This is a genomic window from Spirosoma migulaei, from assembly GCF_054776855.1.
Genome location: NZ_BAAHBG010000017.1, coordinates 153,653 through 171,273, shown reverse-complemented (window position 1 = coordinate 171,273; position 17,621 = coordinate 153,653). Strand labels below are relative to the sequence as shown.

At 47.5% G+C, this 17,621-nt stretch carries 17 protein-coding genes; 3 read left to right on the top strand and 14 right to left on the bottom strand.

Annotation, left to right across the window (positions count from 1 at the left end):
* The first annotated feature begins 197 nt into the window (after positions 1-197).
* Positions 198-824 (top strand): carbonic anhydrase, encoded by a 627-nt coding sequence (locus ACYVGO_RS19615; RefSeq protein WP_460970682.1) that lies wholly within the window; start codon positions 198-200, stop codon positions 822-824.
* A gap of 75 nt (positions 825-899) precedes the next feature.
* Here the strand turns inward: ACYVGO_RS19615 and metF are convergent, their stop codons facing one another.
* The 14 genes from metF to hisG all read right to left on the bottom strand — a co-directional run bounded on the left by metF (position 900) and on the right by hisG (position 14,571).
* Positions 900-1,859 carry a methylenetetrahydrofolate reductase [NAD(P)H] gene (gene metF / locus ACYVGO_RS19610; protein ID WP_460970681.1) on the bottom strand — a complete coding sequence of 320 codons (960 nt, stop codon included), beginning with the start codon at positions 1,857-1,859 and terminating at the stop codon, positions 900-902.
* Positions 1,860-2,047: 188 nt separating this feature from the next.
* Positions 2,048-2,917 carry a phosphatase PAP2 family protein gene (locus tag ACYVGO_RS19605; protein ID WP_460970680.1) on the bottom strand — a complete coding sequence of 290 codons (870 nt, stop codon included), beginning with the start codon at positions 2,915-2,917 and terminating at the stop codon, positions 2,048-2,050.
* Positions 2,918-2,947: 30 nt separating this feature from the next.
* Positions 2,948-6,277, bottom strand: a complete 3,330-nt coding sequence (locus ACYVGO_RS19600) for a UvrD-helicase domain-containing protein (RefSeq protein ID WP_460970679.1) — start codon at positions 6,275-6,277, stop codon at positions 2,948-2,950.
* Between the two features lie 85 nt (positions 6,278-6,362).
* Positions 6,363-6,893: a hypothetical protein gene (locus tag ACYVGO_RS19595; RefSeq protein ID WP_210422476.1), complete on the bottom strand. Its 531-nt coding sequence runs from the start codon at positions 6,891-6,893 to the stop codon at positions 6,363-6,365.
* Positions 6,894-6,968: 75 nt separating this feature from the next.
* Complete coding sequence (gene hisC, locus ACYVGO_RS19590) at positions 6,969-8,102, bottom strand: histidinol-phosphate transaminase (RefSeq protein ID WP_460970678.1); 1,134 nt, start codon at positions 8,100-8,102, stop codon at positions 6,969-6,971.
* On the bottom strand, positions 8,102-8,557 hold the full coding sequence (locus tag ACYVGO_RS19585) for an RES family NAD+ phosphorylase (RefSeq protein ID WP_460970677.1): 456 nt from the start codon (positions 8,555-8,557) through the stop codon (positions 8,102-8,104). Before ACYVGO_RS19585 ends, hisC begins: the two co-directional genes overlap by 1 nt.
* Positions 8,557-8,985, bottom strand: a complete 429-nt coding sequence (locus ACYVGO_RS19580) for an antitoxin Xre/MbcA/ParS toxin-binding domain-containing protein (RefSeq protein WP_142773349.1) — start codon at positions 8,983-8,985, stop codon at positions 8,557-8,559. The genes ACYVGO_RS19585 and ACYVGO_RS19580 overlap by 1 nt, the downstream gene beginning before the upstream one ends.
* Positions 8,986-9,065: 80 nt before the next feature.
* Positions 9,066-9,566: a peptide deformylase gene (locus tag ACYVGO_RS19575; protein WP_460970676.1), complete on the bottom strand. Its 501-nt coding sequence runs from the start codon at positions 9,564-9,566 to the stop codon at positions 9,066-9,068.
* 11 nt (positions 9,567-9,577) lie between these two features.
* The gene (locus tag ACYVGO_RS19570; protein ID WP_460970675.1) at positions 9,578-10,480 is read right to left on the bottom strand and encodes a LolA family protein; all 903 of its coding nucleotides are present in this window, start codon (positions 10,478-10,480) and stop codon (positions 9,578-9,580) included.
* Entirely contained in the window at positions 10,477-11,661 is a 1,185-nt protein-coding gene (locus tag ACYVGO_RS19565) for an aminotransferase class V-fold PLP-dependent enzyme (protein WP_460970674.1), read from the bottom strand. Before ACYVGO_RS19565 ends, ACYVGO_RS19570 begins: the two co-directional genes overlap by 4 nt.
* Positions 11,662-11,673: 12 nt before the next feature.
* Positions 11,674-12,000, bottom strand: coding sequence for a PIN domain-containing protein (locus ACYVGO_RS19560; protein ID WP_460970673.1), 327 nt, complete (start codon positions 11,998-12,000; stop codon positions 11,674-11,676).
* Between the two features lie 44 nt (positions 12,001-12,044).
* Positions 12,045-12,284, bottom strand: coding sequence for a hypothetical protein (locus ACYVGO_RS19555; protein ID WP_460970672.1), 240 nt, complete (start codon positions 12,282-12,284; stop codon positions 12,045-12,047).
* 35 nt (positions 12,285-12,319) lie between these two features.
* Positions 12,320-13,609 (bottom strand): histidinol dehydrogenase, encoded by a 1,290-nt coding sequence (gene hisD, locus ACYVGO_RS19550; protein WP_460970671.1) that lies wholly within the window; start codon positions 13,607-13,609, stop codon positions 12,320-12,322.
* Between the two features lie 101 nt (positions 13,610-13,710).
* On the bottom strand, positions 13,711-14,571 hold the full coding sequence (gene hisG / locus ACYVGO_RS19545) for an ATP phosphoribosyltransferase (RefSeq protein WP_460970670.1): 861 nt from the start codon (positions 14,569-14,571) through the stop codon (positions 13,711-13,713).
* 328 nt (positions 14,572-14,899) lie between these two features.
* On the opposite strand from hisG, the gene ACYVGO_RS19540 reads away from it, so the two are divergent.
* Together ACYVGO_RS19540 and ACYVGO_RS19535 are read left to right on the top strand one after the other, a co-directional pair.
* On the top strand, positions 14,900-15,544 hold the full coding sequence (locus ACYVGO_RS19540) for a 7-carboxy-7-deazaguanine synthase QueE (RefSeq protein ID WP_460970669.1): 645 nt from the start codon (positions 14,900-14,902) through the stop codon (positions 15,542-15,544).
* Positions 15,499-17,493 (top strand): OmpA family protein, encoded by a 1,995-nt coding sequence (locus ACYVGO_RS19535; RefSeq protein WP_460970668.1) that lies wholly within the window; start codon positions 15,499-15,501, stop codon positions 17,491-17,493. The genes ACYVGO_RS19540 and ACYVGO_RS19535 overlap by 46 nt, the downstream gene beginning before the upstream one ends.
* Positions 17,494-17,621 lie beyond the last annotated feature (128 nt).

Below are 17,621 nucleotides of genomic sequence, written 5' to 3'. Positions count from 1 at the left end.
GTTGGCCTATATGGCTAAATTGCAACTTAACAACCAGCAGATACCGATAGTAGATTAAAAAGTCATTAAATTGCCAACGTTTATCGGTCGAGAAACCCGGTGATCAGTTTTACCAAAATGCACCCATAGTCTATGCATTTATGAAAACCACTTTTTTCGCTTTCGAATCGATTAAAAATTAACACTAAGCCAACAAAATGGATATTACACGAATCTTTAAAAACAATCAAAATTGGGTTCAAAAGAAGCTAGACATAGAACCAACTTACTTTAGTGATCTCTCCAAAGGACAAACTCCAGATATCCTCTATATTGGTTGTTCAGATAGCCGTGTATCAGCCGAGGAGCTTATGGGCGTATCACCCGGTGAAGTGTTTGTGCTTAGAAACATTGCGAATATGGTTCCCAATACGGATCTGGGAGTAATGTCAGTTATCAACTACGCCGTGGTAAACCTTAAAGTAAATCACATCGTGGTGTGCGGTCATTACTATTGTGGTGGCGTCCAGGCAGCTATGAAATCAGCAGACCTGGGCATATTGAATCCATGGCTGAGAAACATCCGTGACGTATATCGTATGCATAGGGATGAATTAAATGCTATTACAGACGAAGAACTACGTTATAAACGATTAGTAGAATTGAATGTCGAAGAACAATGTATAAATGTTCTCAAAACGGCAGAGGTGCAAAAAGCTCAGCTGGATCGAAATCTTACCGTTCATGGATGGGTTTTTGATGTACACTCAGGCAAGTTGATCGACCTGCAAATTGACTTTATAAAACTTTTAGAAAACATCAAGGAAATTTATCGTCTCGATTGAAACAACCCTCAAACTGATTGGGGTCATTAGCAAAAAGCCATCAAATAGTCGTTCTGACTATCCGATGGCTTTTTGCTAGAATATCTCCCTTGCAATTTTAATCACATTATCAGCTTTTCCCATCGTATAGAAGTGCAGCACTGGCGCACCGGCAGCTACAAGTTCACGGCATTGCTGAATGCACCACTCTACGCCTACTTGCCGAGCCTGCTGATCATTCTCGCAGGCTTCAACCGCCTTAACCAGGTCTTCGGGTAATTCCAGATGGAAAAGCTTCGGTAAAATCTGGAGTTGTTTGCGCGTACTAAGGGGTTTCAGTCCCGGAATAATTGGCACGGTAATGCCTTCCTGACGACATCGGTCCACAAAATCCAGATACTTCTTATTGTCGAAAAACATCTGCGTCACGATGTAATCGGCGCCTTTGTCGATTTTCTGTTTGAGGTAATGAAAATCACTGTCGTGGTTAACGGCTTCAAAATGTTTTTCGGGATAAGCCGCTACGCCGATACAGAAGTTACTGGGAGCCATGGGGGTATCTTCTTCATGCAAATACATTCCCCGGTTCATGTTGGCCACCTGTTCCACTAATTCGCTGGCGTATGTATAGCCATTCTCTTTGGCTTTAAAAGTCGTGAACGGTTTGGCCGGATCACCCCTGAGCACCAGGGCGTTATCGATGCCCAAATAATGCAGGTCGATCAGAAAATCTTCAGTTTCTTCGCGGGAGAAGCCACCACAAAGGACATGGGGTACTGGATCAACGCCGAAACGGTGCATAATAGCCGAACAGATCCCTACCGTACCCGGCCGTTTACGCGTTACAATTTTCTGGATAGTGCCGTCGGGCAACGGCCGTTCGATGTATTCTTCACGATGGTAGGTTACGTCAATGAAAGGTGGCTTGAACTCCATCAGCGGCTCGATGTTGTCGAGCAGGTTCTTCAGATTATCCCCTTTGATCGGTGGAATTACTTCAATCGAAAAAATCGGTTTGCCGTTAGCAGCCTTAATGTGGTCGGTAATTTTTGTCATTTGTTAAATACAAGGGAACCGCATCGGCGGACCGGCAGATTTATATGATTTTGTTAATCAGTTATGATTGTTTATATCGTTGCCCCCAGATTTTTTACACTTTACTCTCACCAATCATCCTGAAATTATATTCATCATAAAAATCTGCCGGGGCCGCCCGTGCGGTTCTATCAACTATTGGAGCAACGTTAACGCGAAAACACGGCCAACCGCATGTAAATTCCATTGGAAGAACCTGTACTCCAGGGCTGAATATCCAGTCTACGCCCGAGTTCGCTCTTGTTTTTCACTTCATGCAGTTTTGGAATACCCCAGCCTACTAATGAGCCGAAGGCGGCACCAGCTAGTAAATCAGACGGATAGTGCAGCCCACCCTCATAACGCAACACAGCCGTGGCCGTAGCCAATCCCAGTGAACCTACCCAAACAACAGGCTTTAATTTAGAATGAGGAAAATAATGGCGAAACACTTCGCTCGTGAAAACGGCGGTAGCAAATGCATTGGTCGCATGACCCGAAAAAAACGACTGTCGGGCATCTCGGGTAAGTTTTTCATCCATAGGGGCCGACGGATTATACACAAAGGGTCGGGTACGTTGCGTTATGCCTTTCACGGTTCGTTCAATGCCGTTTGCAATCAGCATTGTTTCAATGAACATCACTCCCACTGTTTTAATATCCTGTCGCATTGACTTTGTTCCAACAGTAAGCAGGCCAGCGAGAGCAAAATTACCGGCCAGCGTAACGTCACTTAGACGGTCGGCCGAGCTAGACCAGCGATAAACTGCTTTCCGATCCAGTGCATTGATATCATCGGGGCTAAGGGCACTAATCTCAGCTTGTGTCAGTGGCTCAATGCTATGACTTAGGGCAACCGAAGCTCCCAAAGACACCGCCCCTACGCCCATCAAAGTAACTTCCCGACTCGTTTTGAGCTGGTAAGGGGACTGGGCAAAGGTTGGTTGAATGACTAGTGAACAATGTAGAATGAATAATGATGAGATAATATGTTTTTTAAATCGGGCTACATCCAGGCTATTCGTGCGTTTTTTCATCATTCTACATTAACCATTATACATTTTTCATTATTAAACTACTCGCACTACTTCGGGTTCATCGGCAAGATACACTAACCTGCCCTCAACTTCAGGATAACCCATTTCCCGATACAAATTGGTAAAGTACCGTAGCGTACTGACCGGATTCGTAGGTAGTGAATTTTCCTTACCGGGCAAAGACTCATATTGCACCAGAACAATGTGGCCATCGGGGTAATGTACTACCCGATGTGGGGCTCCGTGCATTCGTTTGCTACTCAAAATACTCCGATCGGTATCAATCCGAAGGGTGGAGTCAAAAAGAGATGTTAAAGCTGGGTGTAAGACAATTGCCAGTAAAGTCTGCTTCAATAGTTCGCATTCTATCTTACGAATTAGCCCTTCACTTACGAGTTGCCGAAGTACTGCGTCAATCATTTCAGGGCCTTTGATCAGGCTCAAGGCTGCACATAGTTTACGATCCCGTTCTCGGGTGCGTTCAAACGTTGCTACGTCAAACATTCGGTCGGCTAGCCGACGCAGTTGCATATCCTGCCCCCGATTCCCACTGACAACATCGTCCAGGAAAATCTCGTCAAGCGTTTCATCCAGTTGGTGGTGCGGAAACGAATCGGCGCACAGACTGATTTCGTAGCTGGTTCGGCCTTTCTCCCAGGCACAGCCGCAATTACGGGCCACTTCGCTATCACGCAGAAATGCATGCAGCCAGTAGCTTACGTCTTTCTGGTTGCCGATTTTATCGAAATCAGCTGCCTTGGCAATGATATACAGTCGGTCCGTGGGGCGGGTGAAAGCCACATAAAGCAGGTTCATATTTTCGATGAACGTGCGCGTTAGTTCCTCTTCGTATTGGGCCGCTACCGACGCTGGTGCACTGCGCAGTTTGCTAGTCGTGTTCGAGGGGGCAGACAGTAGACGGGTAAGCGGTCCGGTATCGGTTGAATGCGCCAGCGTATCGGTTCGAACGCCGGCCAGGTCGAGCCAGATCGTACTCTCGTTAATCGGCTCCACACGCCAGTTCGCGAATGGGATAATCACAACAGGGAATTCCAGCCCCTTCGATTTGTGAATTGTTTGAATACTTACCGCATTCCGGGCATTCCCTTCCACCGAAATCTTTTGTCGAACACTATCCCAGTACACCAAAAAATCGCTCAGGTGTCCGCTCCGTTTTTGATTGAAGGTTAATACTTCATCCAGGAATCGAAACAGAAACGGATTATGTTCAGCCTGATTAAAAAGTCCGAACTGGGCCGTTAATCGCTCTGCCAGTTCGTAGGGATTCAACTGCCCTAAGGCGTAGGGGTCAAGTGGGTAACCTTCTGCAGCGAGGTATTCATATACATCCGAAATATCATTTTCAGCTACAGTTCGTAGTTTCCCCGTCAGCACATCGTCCGGGAAAATGCCCTGCACCACCCGATGGAACAGATACAACAATTCGTACCGAAGCATGCGTAGATCAGGACGCTGAAGTACACGCATGAGCGTAATGAGCCATTTGACCGGGTCTGAAAACTCCAGCGACAACGAGTCTGCCGACACCAGGGGAATCTGGCGGGCGTTCAATTCATTAGCTAAGGCTTTGGCGTGCGATTTTTTGCGACACAGAATGGCAATATCACCGTATTGGTACCCCTCGGCCAACGACTTTTCCAGATGCGCGATGGTTGTTTCGAGCATTTGGGTGGTTAGGTCTTTACCAAGTTCGTCGTCTTTATCAACAAAGTCTAGTTGTACATGTCCGGCCTTGTTTGCTTTCGGTTGCGCTTTCTGATGAAACTGGCGTTCGGCATCGAATACATCAGCCAATTTTGGGTGCTGATACTCAAATTGGCGAGCGACGAACTCAAAAAAGTCATTATTGAATCGCACAATTGGCTCCGCGCTCCGCCAGTTCGTGTCCAGAATTTCGGGCTCCAGATGTCCGTCGAGCATACCAATTCGCTCGGCCGTCCAGGAACTGGGGTTATGTGCTACTTTCAGACTTTCCAGATCCTGCCGATGTAAGGCCACTATCTGATCCATATCGCCCCCCCGGAACCGGTAAATTGCCTGTTTGCCATCGCCAACCGCGAGGTTAAAATGAGCCGCACCCAGTGAGTTTTCAATAAGCGGTAACAGGTTGGCAAACTGTAGCCGGGAGGTATCCTGAAATTCATCGATCAGGATGTGGTTGTACTTCGTGCCCAGTCGCTCGTACAAAAACGGCACCGGCTCCGACGCAACAATGCCCAGAATTTTCTTATTGAACTCCGAAATATGCACCCGCCCATCTTTTCGAAGCAGGTCATCGAACTCCACCCGCATTTGCTTCAGCAGTGCCAATTTCTGTAAATGTGGTAACAGGCAATCGAACAAATTTACCTGACGACTGCTTTCTGAGCGAATCGTTTCGATCTGATCAAAGCAATTACATAACTCATCTGTAATGCTATCAATGGCCGCTGCTGTTGGTAGTGGCGTTTTAGGCAAATACCAGTCACCCTCAATCTGTTTCCGGTGGGTAGCCGTTGGCTCTTTCTCGAAGTTGATAAGGGCAATGGTCTTAAAATAAGCCGCAATACTGTTCTTCTTACCTTTAAAATCTTCTTCGTCAAGCCCCTTGCTGGTAATCAGCGACCAGGCCCGTTTCCCCTGGTCAATAATGGACGTTTCTACCTGTCGATTATGCTCGAGCAATTGTAGGCGAATAGCCCGCAACGCGCCCGGCGATAATTCCTGGGCAGCATTCACTGCATCATAAAACTGATCGGAGGTGAGGTTTCGGCCAAATTCTTTGAGTAACTCGGGGAGTTGATTCCAGCTTTTTCCTTCTGTGGCCGCGTGGGTATAATACTCGCTCAGAATGGTCGTAATTTCCTCCATTTCCTCCGTACCTGCCTTTTCAATCAGGTTATCGATGGCGAGTTCGAGTACTTCATCGGTTTCCATTTCCACCTCAAACGAGTAGGGAAGGCCAAGCTCGTCGGTAAATGCCATTACCACCCGCTGCGTAAAGGAGTCAATGGTGGTAACGCTGAAATCGGCGTACCGGTGCAGAATGGTTTTGAAAACAGCTGAGGCTTTCTGGCGCAATTTGGCCTTATCTAGCTCAAAGGCATCGCTGTGTAGGGGTGTGCCGAAGAGGTCAACGACTAACTCATCCAGCAGAGGCAATTCTTTCGTCCCGGCAATGTCGGAGAGCCGTTCCAGAATCCGGTTCTTCATTTCGTTGGCAGCTGCGTTGGTAAACGTCACCGCCAGAATATGCCGAAAATAGTCGTCCTTCGCATCTGGCCGTAGCGCCAGTTTCAGGTACTCCTTTGTAAGCGTGTACGTCTTACCCGACCCTGCCGAAGAACTGTAGATTTTAAACATGGGAGGAAAGGGAGAAAGGAGGAGAGGGAGGAAGGAGGAAAAATTCCGTTCCTCCCTCTCCTCCTTTCTCCCTTTCCTCCCTCTTTTAAAAATTATACCGCAACCCCAATCCTGTATTCAAATTCAGGAAGAATGGCGCCTGAAGGAGTTCGACATAAACGCCGGTTTCCAGAAAAAACGAGTAGGGTTTACCAACCGGAAAAAACTCCAGACCAGCAATACCCGAACCTCCTAATGAGAGTGCATTTTCGTATTCACCATTTAAACGAGGTGGGTAATATCGGCGATTATTTATTTGGCCACCAAATCCATAATACGCCCGAATGCTTTCGCTTTTCGTGAGAGCGGTGTGCCACAAATAATGCCCCTGAATGCTTAGCCCGACGCTTTGATAATCGCCAGAGCGGTAGCTTCGTTTGGTGCCGTAAATTCCACCGTAGGTGCCAATATTCAAATCGAAGGCGTGGTTCGTGCCAAAATACTTCCGAACATTCACGCCTGAAGGTTCACCAATACGAAAGCCCACGGCCCAGTTATTGTATTGAGCCAGTGCATCATGGGGCGTCAGTATCCAGCCAGCTAAAACCAGTACTGCTAATAGAAACGATTTTTTCATAGAGTTAGTGATTAGTCTTCTTAGACTACACGGTTCGGTTCTCGTAACAGGTGTATGGCTACTCATACCCAATAATCAGGCATTTGAAACAGGCTCCGGTTTTATAGCTTCCTCACCAGTACCCAGTGGCAAATCATCGACTTCCGATGAACTGTCCATAGCTTGAAGTACCGATAATAGCCGCTCATTTTCAGCCCGTGTGCCCACCGAAATACGCAGACAACCTCCACATAGTTTTACCTTTGAGCGGTCCCGAACAATTACCTGCTGCTCAATCAGGTGTTCAAAAATACCTTTTGCATCATTGAATTGAACAAGCAGAAAGTTCGCATCGGATGGATAAATTACCTGTACCGATGGCAAAGAACGCAGTTTCTCGGCCAAAAACTGACGTTCCGTCAAAATTTGACGAACCATCTCATCCTTTTCAGCTTCGTGGGTAAGGGCATCCAGAGCGAGCGACTGGGTTGGAGCCGAGATATTATATGGCGGTTTGATCTTATTAAGCACCTGGATTAACTCCTCAGAGGCAAAGCACATTCCCAGGCGTAATGCCGCCAAGCCCCAGGCTTTGGAGAAGGTTTGCAAGACAACCAGGTTCGGGTAGCGGTCCAGTTCAGTGGTCCAGGATGGCGTGTCGGCAAAATCGATATAGGCTTCATCCACAATCACTAACGACTGTTGAGCCGCTTTGAGAATCGTGCGCATAGCATCGGCCTGCAGTAGATTCCCCGACGGGTTATTGGGCGAACACAACCAGATCAGTTTTGTATTTGAATTGATTGCCTTTAAAACGGCCTCCGTATCCACCTGAAAATCGGGCGTCAGTGGCACTTTGACCAGCTCCACATCATTCACCGCTGCCGAAACTTCATACATGCCATAGGTTGGCGGCATGATTAATAGATTATCTTGGCCTGGCGTACAGGTGACACGAACGAGTAAATCAATCGGTTCATCGGACCCATTGCCCAGGAAAATCTGCTCAGGTCGAACCCCTTTGATGGGTGCCAGCCGCTGCTTGATAGCCCACTGATGCGGGTCGGGATAGCGATTATAATCGCCCGTGTTTGTTGTTGAACCAATTGGATTTTCGTTCGCATCCAGGAATACACCGACTTTACCCGTATACTCATCGCGAGCGGATGAATAGGGTGTCAGGCTAAGAATGTGGGGGCGGAGGAGGTTATTAAGATTAAATGATTGCATTAGCTTAATTTCTGAAAAAATCGCGAGTCAAATTCAATGGACTCCACGGCAATTAGTTTTACGTCTGTGAACAATTCCTGAGCGGGATTGAGCAGATAATTGTACTCTGCCCGAACGATAACCGAAGGCACACGCAACAGAAGTGACTCATTTGAAGCCAGCCATTGACTACCAAGCTGTTGAGTATAGGCTTCGTCAACTTTCCAATTTTCGGGCAATTGCTGGCTGTTGATAAACGGAATATGATCAGGAACATATAACACCATGACCCGATAATCGGTTGGGGGTTGTGGTTGTCGCAGGTGAACCAGTGTCTCTAAACTGGCTAATGACCAACTACTGGCAGCATAGATCACCGGCCTCCCTGCTTCGTTCCACCTCCCTCCATACACAGCCGCACCATTCCCCGACAGATCGCTGGCGTACTTCTGGCGCGTAACCCGAAATAACTCCATCAGGCAAAAATTCCATGTTCAATCCGACCAATCTCCCGGTCAACGATACCAATGCCTTTATGCGTTTTGAGGAAATCAACAGGCCGCCGATTGCCCAACGCCAAAATCGACCCATGGAGCCAGTCTCGAAAATAGTCTTTCCCCAATGCATCTTCGCCATGTTCAAACAACTCGGCCAGAGCCACAATATGGTCTGAGACACTATCGGAAAGTAGATCCTTATCCTGATATCGTTGCAGGTTACGGGGGGTAACGGGCAGATATTGTACAAGTTCTTTGGGCTCAATGCCCAGCGAATCAGCTAAATAGCGAATTGTGGCTTTAGGGATACCCTGTTCAATCAGATGCATCAAGTCAGCTTCACTACGAATACTTCGTCCAAGTATTTCATGGCCGCCCAGTCGATTGGCGATGGCTATGATTGTCATAATGAGGAATTATTTCCTTAAAAATACAGACATTTTTCCGTTAACCCAAACTGACCCGCTTAGCATACAGCATTAATGAGTCAGGCAGTTGGTGTTGGTCGCCACCGAAACGACTGATCGTCAATGGCACGCATAGTACACAGAACCCCGTTGAGGTGATCGTATTCATGCTGAATTAATTCCGATAAGCCCCAATCGGCAACCTCCCAGGTGTGGTGTTGCCAGTGTTCATCCCGATACGTGAGTGTCAACTGGCAATGTCGCCGGACACGTACCAATAGATTTGGGAAACTCATGCAATCGTCCCAAAGTTCGCTGGTTTCGTCACTGACCACTACCAGTTCAGGATTGATGATAACCTGCGGTTTGGCTACATTAAGGTAAATCAGTCGTTTCATGATACCAAGTTGCGGAGCGGCAATACCCCGTCCAAACTGGTACTTCGCTCTGATTTCCTCCATCACCGTATGCAAATCAGCCACCCAGCCTGCCACCAACGGAAGCTCTGATTCCAGAACAGGCTCGCAGGTTTCGTACAGGCGGGGATCGCCTAAGAGCAGGAGGTCGGCGAGGTGTTTCATTGGTGAGCGATTTATAGCGTCTGTTTCCGATTTCGCGACCGTAAATAGATCAACCACCCAAGACCGACCAGTGCAATCAGTGCGTATACGATATAGCGCAAATTGGGTTTTGGCGATACCTCAACTAATTTGGCAGAGCGGGGAGGCTCAAATGTCAACGCTTCATTAACAATTGGTTTATTGAGGACGGGCTGGTACGTCAGGCTCATTTTTACCAACTGCTTGGTTTTACTGATTGAATTATTTTCATCGATCCGGCGCAACAGGAAGGTATTCTGATCAACCCAGAGAACAGCCTCCTTATTTTTCCAATAAGCCCCAGGAACGCGCCCTGTAAGTCGGTAGCAGGAACTCTTATCCAGTGTATCTGTGCCGATCAATTTCACATCTTTTAACGAGTCGATACCCCAGCCAGCGTCCGTACGTTCAGTGATAAGTAAGAAAGGAACTTTGCGGGATGCGGTACCAGAAACGCCTGTGGCTATACCTAAAGCTGAGCCCAATGAGGCCTCGTGGCTCGTTGAATCCCATAAAGACCACCATACGTGTACATCCCCCCCCAGACTCCAGATAACCATCTTTTCTGGCTTATCATCTGATGATTTAGGCTGGGTTTCATACTGAAAACGGAATCGCCTGCCTTTCCGATCATACGCCATCGTAAAGTCCTGAATCGTCGTGAATTTTGGTTTTGTCTGACCAATTTCGTAAAAATCAGTTTGTACACGCCCCTGATCCTGATACGTGGTTGCTCCAGCGTAAACACGTAGCATCCGGTCAAAAATCTGCTTTCCTGACATATCCTGGCTTTGTCCCGGCACTATCTTCAGAAGAAGAATACAACCGGCCATAAACCATTTTGCCAGGGAGAGCTTGAATTGGCCAGTAACTATTGTAAGTCGCACTGATTTCATTTGAGGCTGTTTTTCAGGGTGTCAACCAACGTATTGATCTCATCTTCGGTATTAAAATAGTGGGGCGAAATACGTAGCGCGGTCGTTTTCATGCCCTTTTGATCAAAATCCAGAATTGCCGCTCCATGTGGACTGAGTGAGGTATTAATATGCTCGGCTTTCAACGCCAGTTTAAGATCGGCAGCCGATTTACGGTCGCTAAACAACGTTATGATGCTGGCCAACCGCTGGCCTTCATCCAATAAACGAACGCCCGGCACCTTGCTTAGTTGACTACGTAACATGCCGCATAGTTCCTCATTTCGTTTTGCAATAGTTTCAATGCCTACGTTCAGGGCATATCGATTGGCTTCGGCGGCTCCTAAAACCAGGGCGTAGGGAAATTCCCAGTTTTCAAAGCGGAGGGCAGTTTTTATCGGTTGAAACGTATCTGCGGATTCCCAGCTAGCCCCATGCAGGTCGATAAACAGGGGGGCCAGATTCGTAGATAAAGCCTTATCGGAAACGTATAGAAATCCCGTCCCGCGCGGTCCCCGCAGGAATTTTCGGCAGGTAGCTGTCAGAAAATCACAGCGAATCTGAGTCACATCAACGGGCAATTGCCCCACCGACTGGCAGGCATCAACCAGATACAATACGTCATTCTCCTGGCAAAGTTGGCCAATGACTTCGACCGGCTGAACCAACCCTGAATTAGTTGGCACATGGGTCACGGCAACCAGTTTCGGGTGTAATGACTTAATCTTCTTCGCCATGTCCTCGACCGAAACGCCATTTCCCGGTTCATCCGCAGCTCGAACAACTTCAACGCCAAACCGCTTTTTCAGGGAAAGGAACGCGATCTGATTGGAGACATAATCGTTGATTGTCGTCAGGATAACATCACCCCGTTTAAACGGAATTGCGGACAAGGTCTGCGCGTAAGCATCTGTTGCACTGGACATTGCCGCAACATTGTCGGCGGTTGTATTCAGCAGTTCAGCGGTAGACGTATAAAAACCTCGAATGGCGTCTTTGCGAGCGTCGGCGGCTTCATATCCACCAATTTCGGCTTCCAGTGCGATGTGATCCGTAATCGCGTCGATAACCGGCTTCGGCATCAGCGATGCTCCGGCATTATTAAAATGAACGACGTGCTGAACACCGGGGGTATCGGCGCGGAGGGAAAGGAGATCAAGCATAAAAATTATAGACTATAAAACCGACGCCAGCGAAATAACCGTCAAGCCATCAACATCGGTAAAATCGGCTACATTATTTGTCAGTACTGGTTGATTATAGATCAGTCCTGTAGCCGCAATAATTGAATCACCAATCGAGCGTTTGCGTTGCTGACGTAGTCGAATGGCGTTGTTAATAATGACGTCGGTGATTGGCAGTAATTTTACACTCTCTAAATAGGCTTCGAACTTACGTTTATCAGTAGGGTCTAATCGACTGAAGCCTAAAACCTCAAGTGTAGAAATTAGTGAGACCTGCACTATCTCCTCATTTACCTGTAGATATCGGGCTAGTGACAAGTACTCTGGCTGAACTGAATAGATAATAATATTACTGTCTAAAATCATTCCTCCCGACCATCAAGTACTCTATCCCAACTACGAATTTCACGTTGCCATTCCGACGCATCGCCGAATGATTTTCCTGCTCCACCCGATTGAATAATTTCCTCTAATACCTCAGATAGCGTTGGCTTTATTGGGGTCATTTTTTTTTCAATTAAATGCCCTCCCAATTTAGGAAGCAGCGAAAGCAATATGGCTACATTCTCTTCTGAATCTATTTCAATCACCAACTGGCTCATAATTTATCTATTTTTTATTCAGCAAGATAACAAAATCAAGCCGGATTTACTTCGGTAAGACTGGCTAGTCGTAGGCTTACCGCTCGCTTATGCGCATCCAATGATTCGGCCTCGGCCATTGCTTCCACCACGGGACCCACGTTCTGTAAACCTTCGGGCGTAATGTGCTGGACCGTAATTTTCTTCACAAAACTATCCAGGGATACACCACTGTACGCCCGTGCGAAACCATTAGTAGGAAGCGTGTGGTTGGTACCCGATGCATAATCGCCAGCGGATTCGGGCGTGTAGTTTCCGAGAAAAATAGAACCTGCGTTGATAATTTGGTCGGCTACTTCTTCCGCGTTTTCAATGCTCAGGATCAAGTGTTCGGCGGCATAGTCGTTTAACAAGTCGATGGCATCAGCTTGGTTATCTAGCAAAATCATCTTACTGTTTTCCAACGCTTTAGTGGCCATTGCTTGCCGGGGAAGTCGACTTAGTTGCGTACTTAACGTCAGGTTAACACTGTTAAGTAGCTTTTTACTGGTTGAAACCAGCAGCACCTGACTATCAGCCCCATGCTCTGCCTGTGATAATAAATCGGCAGCGACAAAGGCGGGTATGGCAGAATTATCAGCATACACCGCTACCTCACTCGGTCCAGCGGGCATATCAATGGCCATGCCTTCTTTTGCGACTAACATCTTGGCGGCTGTCACGTATTGATTGCCCGGACCGAAGATTTTATACACCTTCGGCACCGACTCTGTTCCGTAGGCCATAGCGGCAATGGCTTGTGCTCCACCAATGCGGAATACCTTTGTCACACCAACTAGTTTCGCGGCAAAGTATATAGCGGGGTGATTACTCGGTGTACAAAGCACTACTTCCCGGCAACCCGCCAGTTGCGCTGGAATACCCAACATTAAAACCGTACTAAATAATGGAGCGGTACCGCCTGGAATATAAAGCCCTACCTTTTCGATACCTACGCTTTTTCGCCAGCACAGTACCCCCGGCATCGTTTCGATTTTCTCAACGGGCTGCTTTTGTCCTTCATGAAACAAGCGAATATTCTGATACGCCTGCCGAATAGCCGCTTTTAGCCCATCGCTCAGTTGCGCTTCGGCTTCGTCAAGTTCATCAGGGCTAACTTGCAGTTGACTCTTGCTCAACTCAATCTTATCGAATTTCTCCGCCAGCTCAAGTAGCGCACCATCTCCGCCAGCACGAACCTGCGCTAATATGGGTGCCACCGCAGCCTCGATCTGCTGTGTTGACTGAACAGGACGAGCCAGCAAAGCAGGCCATTCAGCACGGGAAGGAAACGGGATGATGTTCATTTTCTTAGGAGGAGAGAGAGGAAAGGGAAGAAAGGAGGAGAGGGTAAATTAGTAGTTAGTGTTCTTCCTCCCTCTCCTCCCATTTCTCCCCTTCCTCCTTTTTAATAAATCATTTTCTCAATCGGGATAACCAGAATACCTTCGGCACCAGCGGACCGTATGGCTTCAATGTTTTCCCAAAACTCGTTTTCGTTCAGTACCGAATGAACGGAACTCCAGCCTTCGGTAGCCAGGGGAGTTACGGTCGGGCTTTTCATACCCGGCAGGAGTGCTGTTATCTCATCGAGGGCATGATTGGGTGCATTCAGTACAATGTATTTGTTGTTTTTTGCAGCCTGTACCGATTTGATCCGGAACAGGAGTTTATCCACTAACGACTGCTTATCTGCATCCAGTTCAGGGCGTGCAATGAGAATGGCTTCAGAACGAAATATTGTTTCAACTTCCTTCAACCCATTACTCAGTAACGTACTTCCCGAACTGACAATATCGCAAACGGCTTCAGCGAGCCCGATGCTGGGTGCAATTTCAACCGATCCACTAATCTCATGAATCTCGGCCCGAACGCCCTGTTCAGCCAGGTACTTGCCTAATAAATTCGGGTAAGAAGTAGCAATATTTTTACCGTCCAGATGCTGAATTCCCGTCCAGTCAACACCGCGCGGAACAGCAATAGACAGACGGCACTTGGAAAATCCAAGTTTGTGAATCGTTGTTACTGGTCGGCCGGTTTCAACGGCAACATTTTCGCCAACGATACCTAAATCAGCCACGCCATCTTCAACGTAACCAGGAATATCGTCGTCGCGCAGGAATAGGAATTCAGCGGGGAAGTTCGACGAAACGGACTTGAGCTTACCGGTGCCGTAATCGAAGCGGATACCACATTCTTTGAAAAGCTGGTATGAATCTTCGCTTAACCGACCGTTTTTTTGCAGAGCAATGCGTAATACAGAAGACACAGTGAATGTACGATGTACGAGTTACGATGTACGAGTTTAGCGACACACCTTGTAATTCGTTGATTTTCAATTAAAACCAGAAACAGCGATTGACCGATGTGTGGTTTATTAAATTAGGGGGCAAAAATACGCGAAAATGGACAGGTTTCGACGTTTGAACAGGACAACACCTGGTTGCACGGGCTTAGCAGCCGCGATGATGGCGACGATGTCGGAAAGGAGAATGAGTGGCCCGTTGGGAAATCATAGGGCAAAGGTAAGGAAGAAAATGAGAATGAACCAATTCAACAAAAAGTCCTTATCAGCCTGCTCGTTCGTATCTTTGTCTATGCTTTTGGACCACAATCAACAAACATCAATAAAATCGGCAATGGCTACCCTGCCCGTTATGGAAGCGTTTTACACACTTCAGGGCGAAGGGGCACATTCAGGTAGAGCAGCTTACTTTATCCGGCTCGGCGGCTGCGACGTAGGCTGCTTCTGGTGCGATGTCAAAGAATCGTGGGATGCTGATGCACATCCTAAACTAACAATTAATTCCATCGTTGACGGGGCATTACAATATCCCGGACGGATGGCCGTCATTACAGGTGGAGAACCACTCATGCACGACCTTTCTGAGCTAACATCGGCTCTGCAATCAGCAGGTTTTCAGACCAATATAGAAACATCGGGCGTGTGCCAGGCAGTTACGGGTTCGTGGGATTGGATTTGCTTTTCACCAAAGAAATTTAAAGCGCCCAACCCCGACATTTACAATAAAGCGAACGAGCTTAAAGTTATTATCTACAACCAATCTGACTTTGCATTTGCCGAGTCGTTTGTGCCTCATTTACGACCCGATTGCAGGCTCTTTTTGCAAACCGAATGGGGTCGTTCCAATGAAATGCTACCTCGTATCGTTGAGTATGTAAAAGATCACCCGCAATGGCAAATATCGTTGCAGACACACAAATACATGGACATTCCATAAAGGGAGAAAGGGAGGAGAGGAGGAAAGGGACAAAGGAACTTTGTTCTATAGTTCGTCTTTTTCTCCCCCTCCTCCCTTTCTTCCTCTCCTCCCTTTCCTCCTTTTCACAGGATACGAAGGCTAAGGAACTTTACGCCCAATCCATCAAGCTATTTGGCGAACGGAAAGCAGATGAGGCTATTCCATATATGGAGCAGGCCATAAAACAGGATCCAAATTTTACGGATGCCTACCTCAAGCTCGGACAGCTCTACGAATTCACGAAACGATACGATCCCGCTCTGGCCGTCTATCGGAATGCCATAAAACTTCAGCCCGACAGCCCCGCATCGGGATCTGCTTATCAATCGTTGAGCAATACGCTGCTTCGGCTAGGTCGGTACGGCGAAGCCCTCCCCTATCTCGAAAAATACCAGACGATGTTTGCCCCTCAATCGGCACAGGCAAAACGAATTGCCCGCCAGCTTGAAACGGCACGCTTTGCCCAGGAAGCCATACAGCACCCGCAGGCCGTTGACCCCAAACCACTGTCGTCGGTACTGCAAACAACACCCTCTCAGTACTTTCCGGTACTGACTGCCGATGAGCAAACGCTGGTCTTTACCGCCTTAAAACCCGAAGGCGACGAAGACCTGATGACGTCCACTTTCAACGGCGAAACATGGTCTCCTCCTACTTCACTTGCCAGCAACATCAACACACCCGAAAACGAAGGGACAGCCAGCCTCTCGGCCGATGGACGTACGATTGTATTTACGGCATGCCAGGGTCGTAAAGGATTCGGTAGCTGTGATTTGTATGTAAGTCATAAAACAGGTAGCGATTGGTCGACTCCAGAAAATCTAGGACCAGCGATCAATACACGTTATTATGAATCACAACCCGCCCTATCAGCAGATGGGCGCCAGCTTTATTTTGTTTCTGACCGACCAGGCGGAAAAGGTCGGCGCGATATCTGGCGGAGTGATCTTACTACCACTGGGGATTGGAATGAACCTGTCAATCTGGGCGAACCGATTAATACCCCGTTTAACGAAGCATCACCCTTTATTCACCCCAATGGGCAAAGTTTGTTTTTTGCATCAGAGGGCCATATTGGTATGGGTGGTTACGATCTGTTTGTGGCCGACAATTGCGCATCCGGCTGGTCGTCACCAACAAATCTAGGTTATCCGATCAATACGTCGGAAGACCAGGCTTCGTTATTTGTATCAGCAAATGGAACACGAGCCTATTATTCCTACGAAGAACAGAAAGACGGTGTTTCGCAGAAATCACGGCTATACACCTTCGATTTGCCAGAATCGCTACGTGAACGAATTAAACCGGTGAGCTATCTGAAGGGAATTGTAACCGATGCCAAAACGAAAAAGCCGCTAGCGGCCAACCTTGAATTAATTGATCTAAAAACGAATCAGGTCGTTTCAAGGGTCCAGACCGATAGCCAAACGGGTCAATATACCGCCGTGCTGCCAAGTGGGGGTGAGTATGCCCTCTATGTGAGTCAACCTGGGTATCTGTTTAAAAGTCTATCCTTCGATTTTACCCAGAAAACTAAAGGTGATGCCATGTCCCTGACGGTTCCACTGGAACCAGCGTTGGCAGGCACATCGGCCAATGAAACTTTGAACAATCTGTTCTTTGAAACCGGTCGGTACGATCTGGCAGACAAGTCAAAGACCGAACTTGACCATCTATCTACTTTTTTACAGGCCAACCCAACGTTTAAAGTGGAGATTTCAGGGCATACTGACGACAAAGGTGATGCTGCTATTAATCTGGCGCTCTCACAAAAAAGGGCTCAGGCAGTTGTTGCCTATCTGGCCAAAGCAGGAGTTGAAGCCAGTCGTATCAAAGCGGTTGGTTATGGTAAAACCCGCCCCCTTGTTCCAAATACAACAGACGAAAACCGACGGCTCAACCGTCGTATCGACTGGAAATTACTTTGATTTACAGGGCAGGAATTACAAAATACGTGTAGGCTCACAGTAGCCGAGTTCATATTAAATACATCGTACATCGCAATTCATAGTGCGTAAATCATTGCTGTTTGCGGGATTTTTTTCAATTTTGTGTA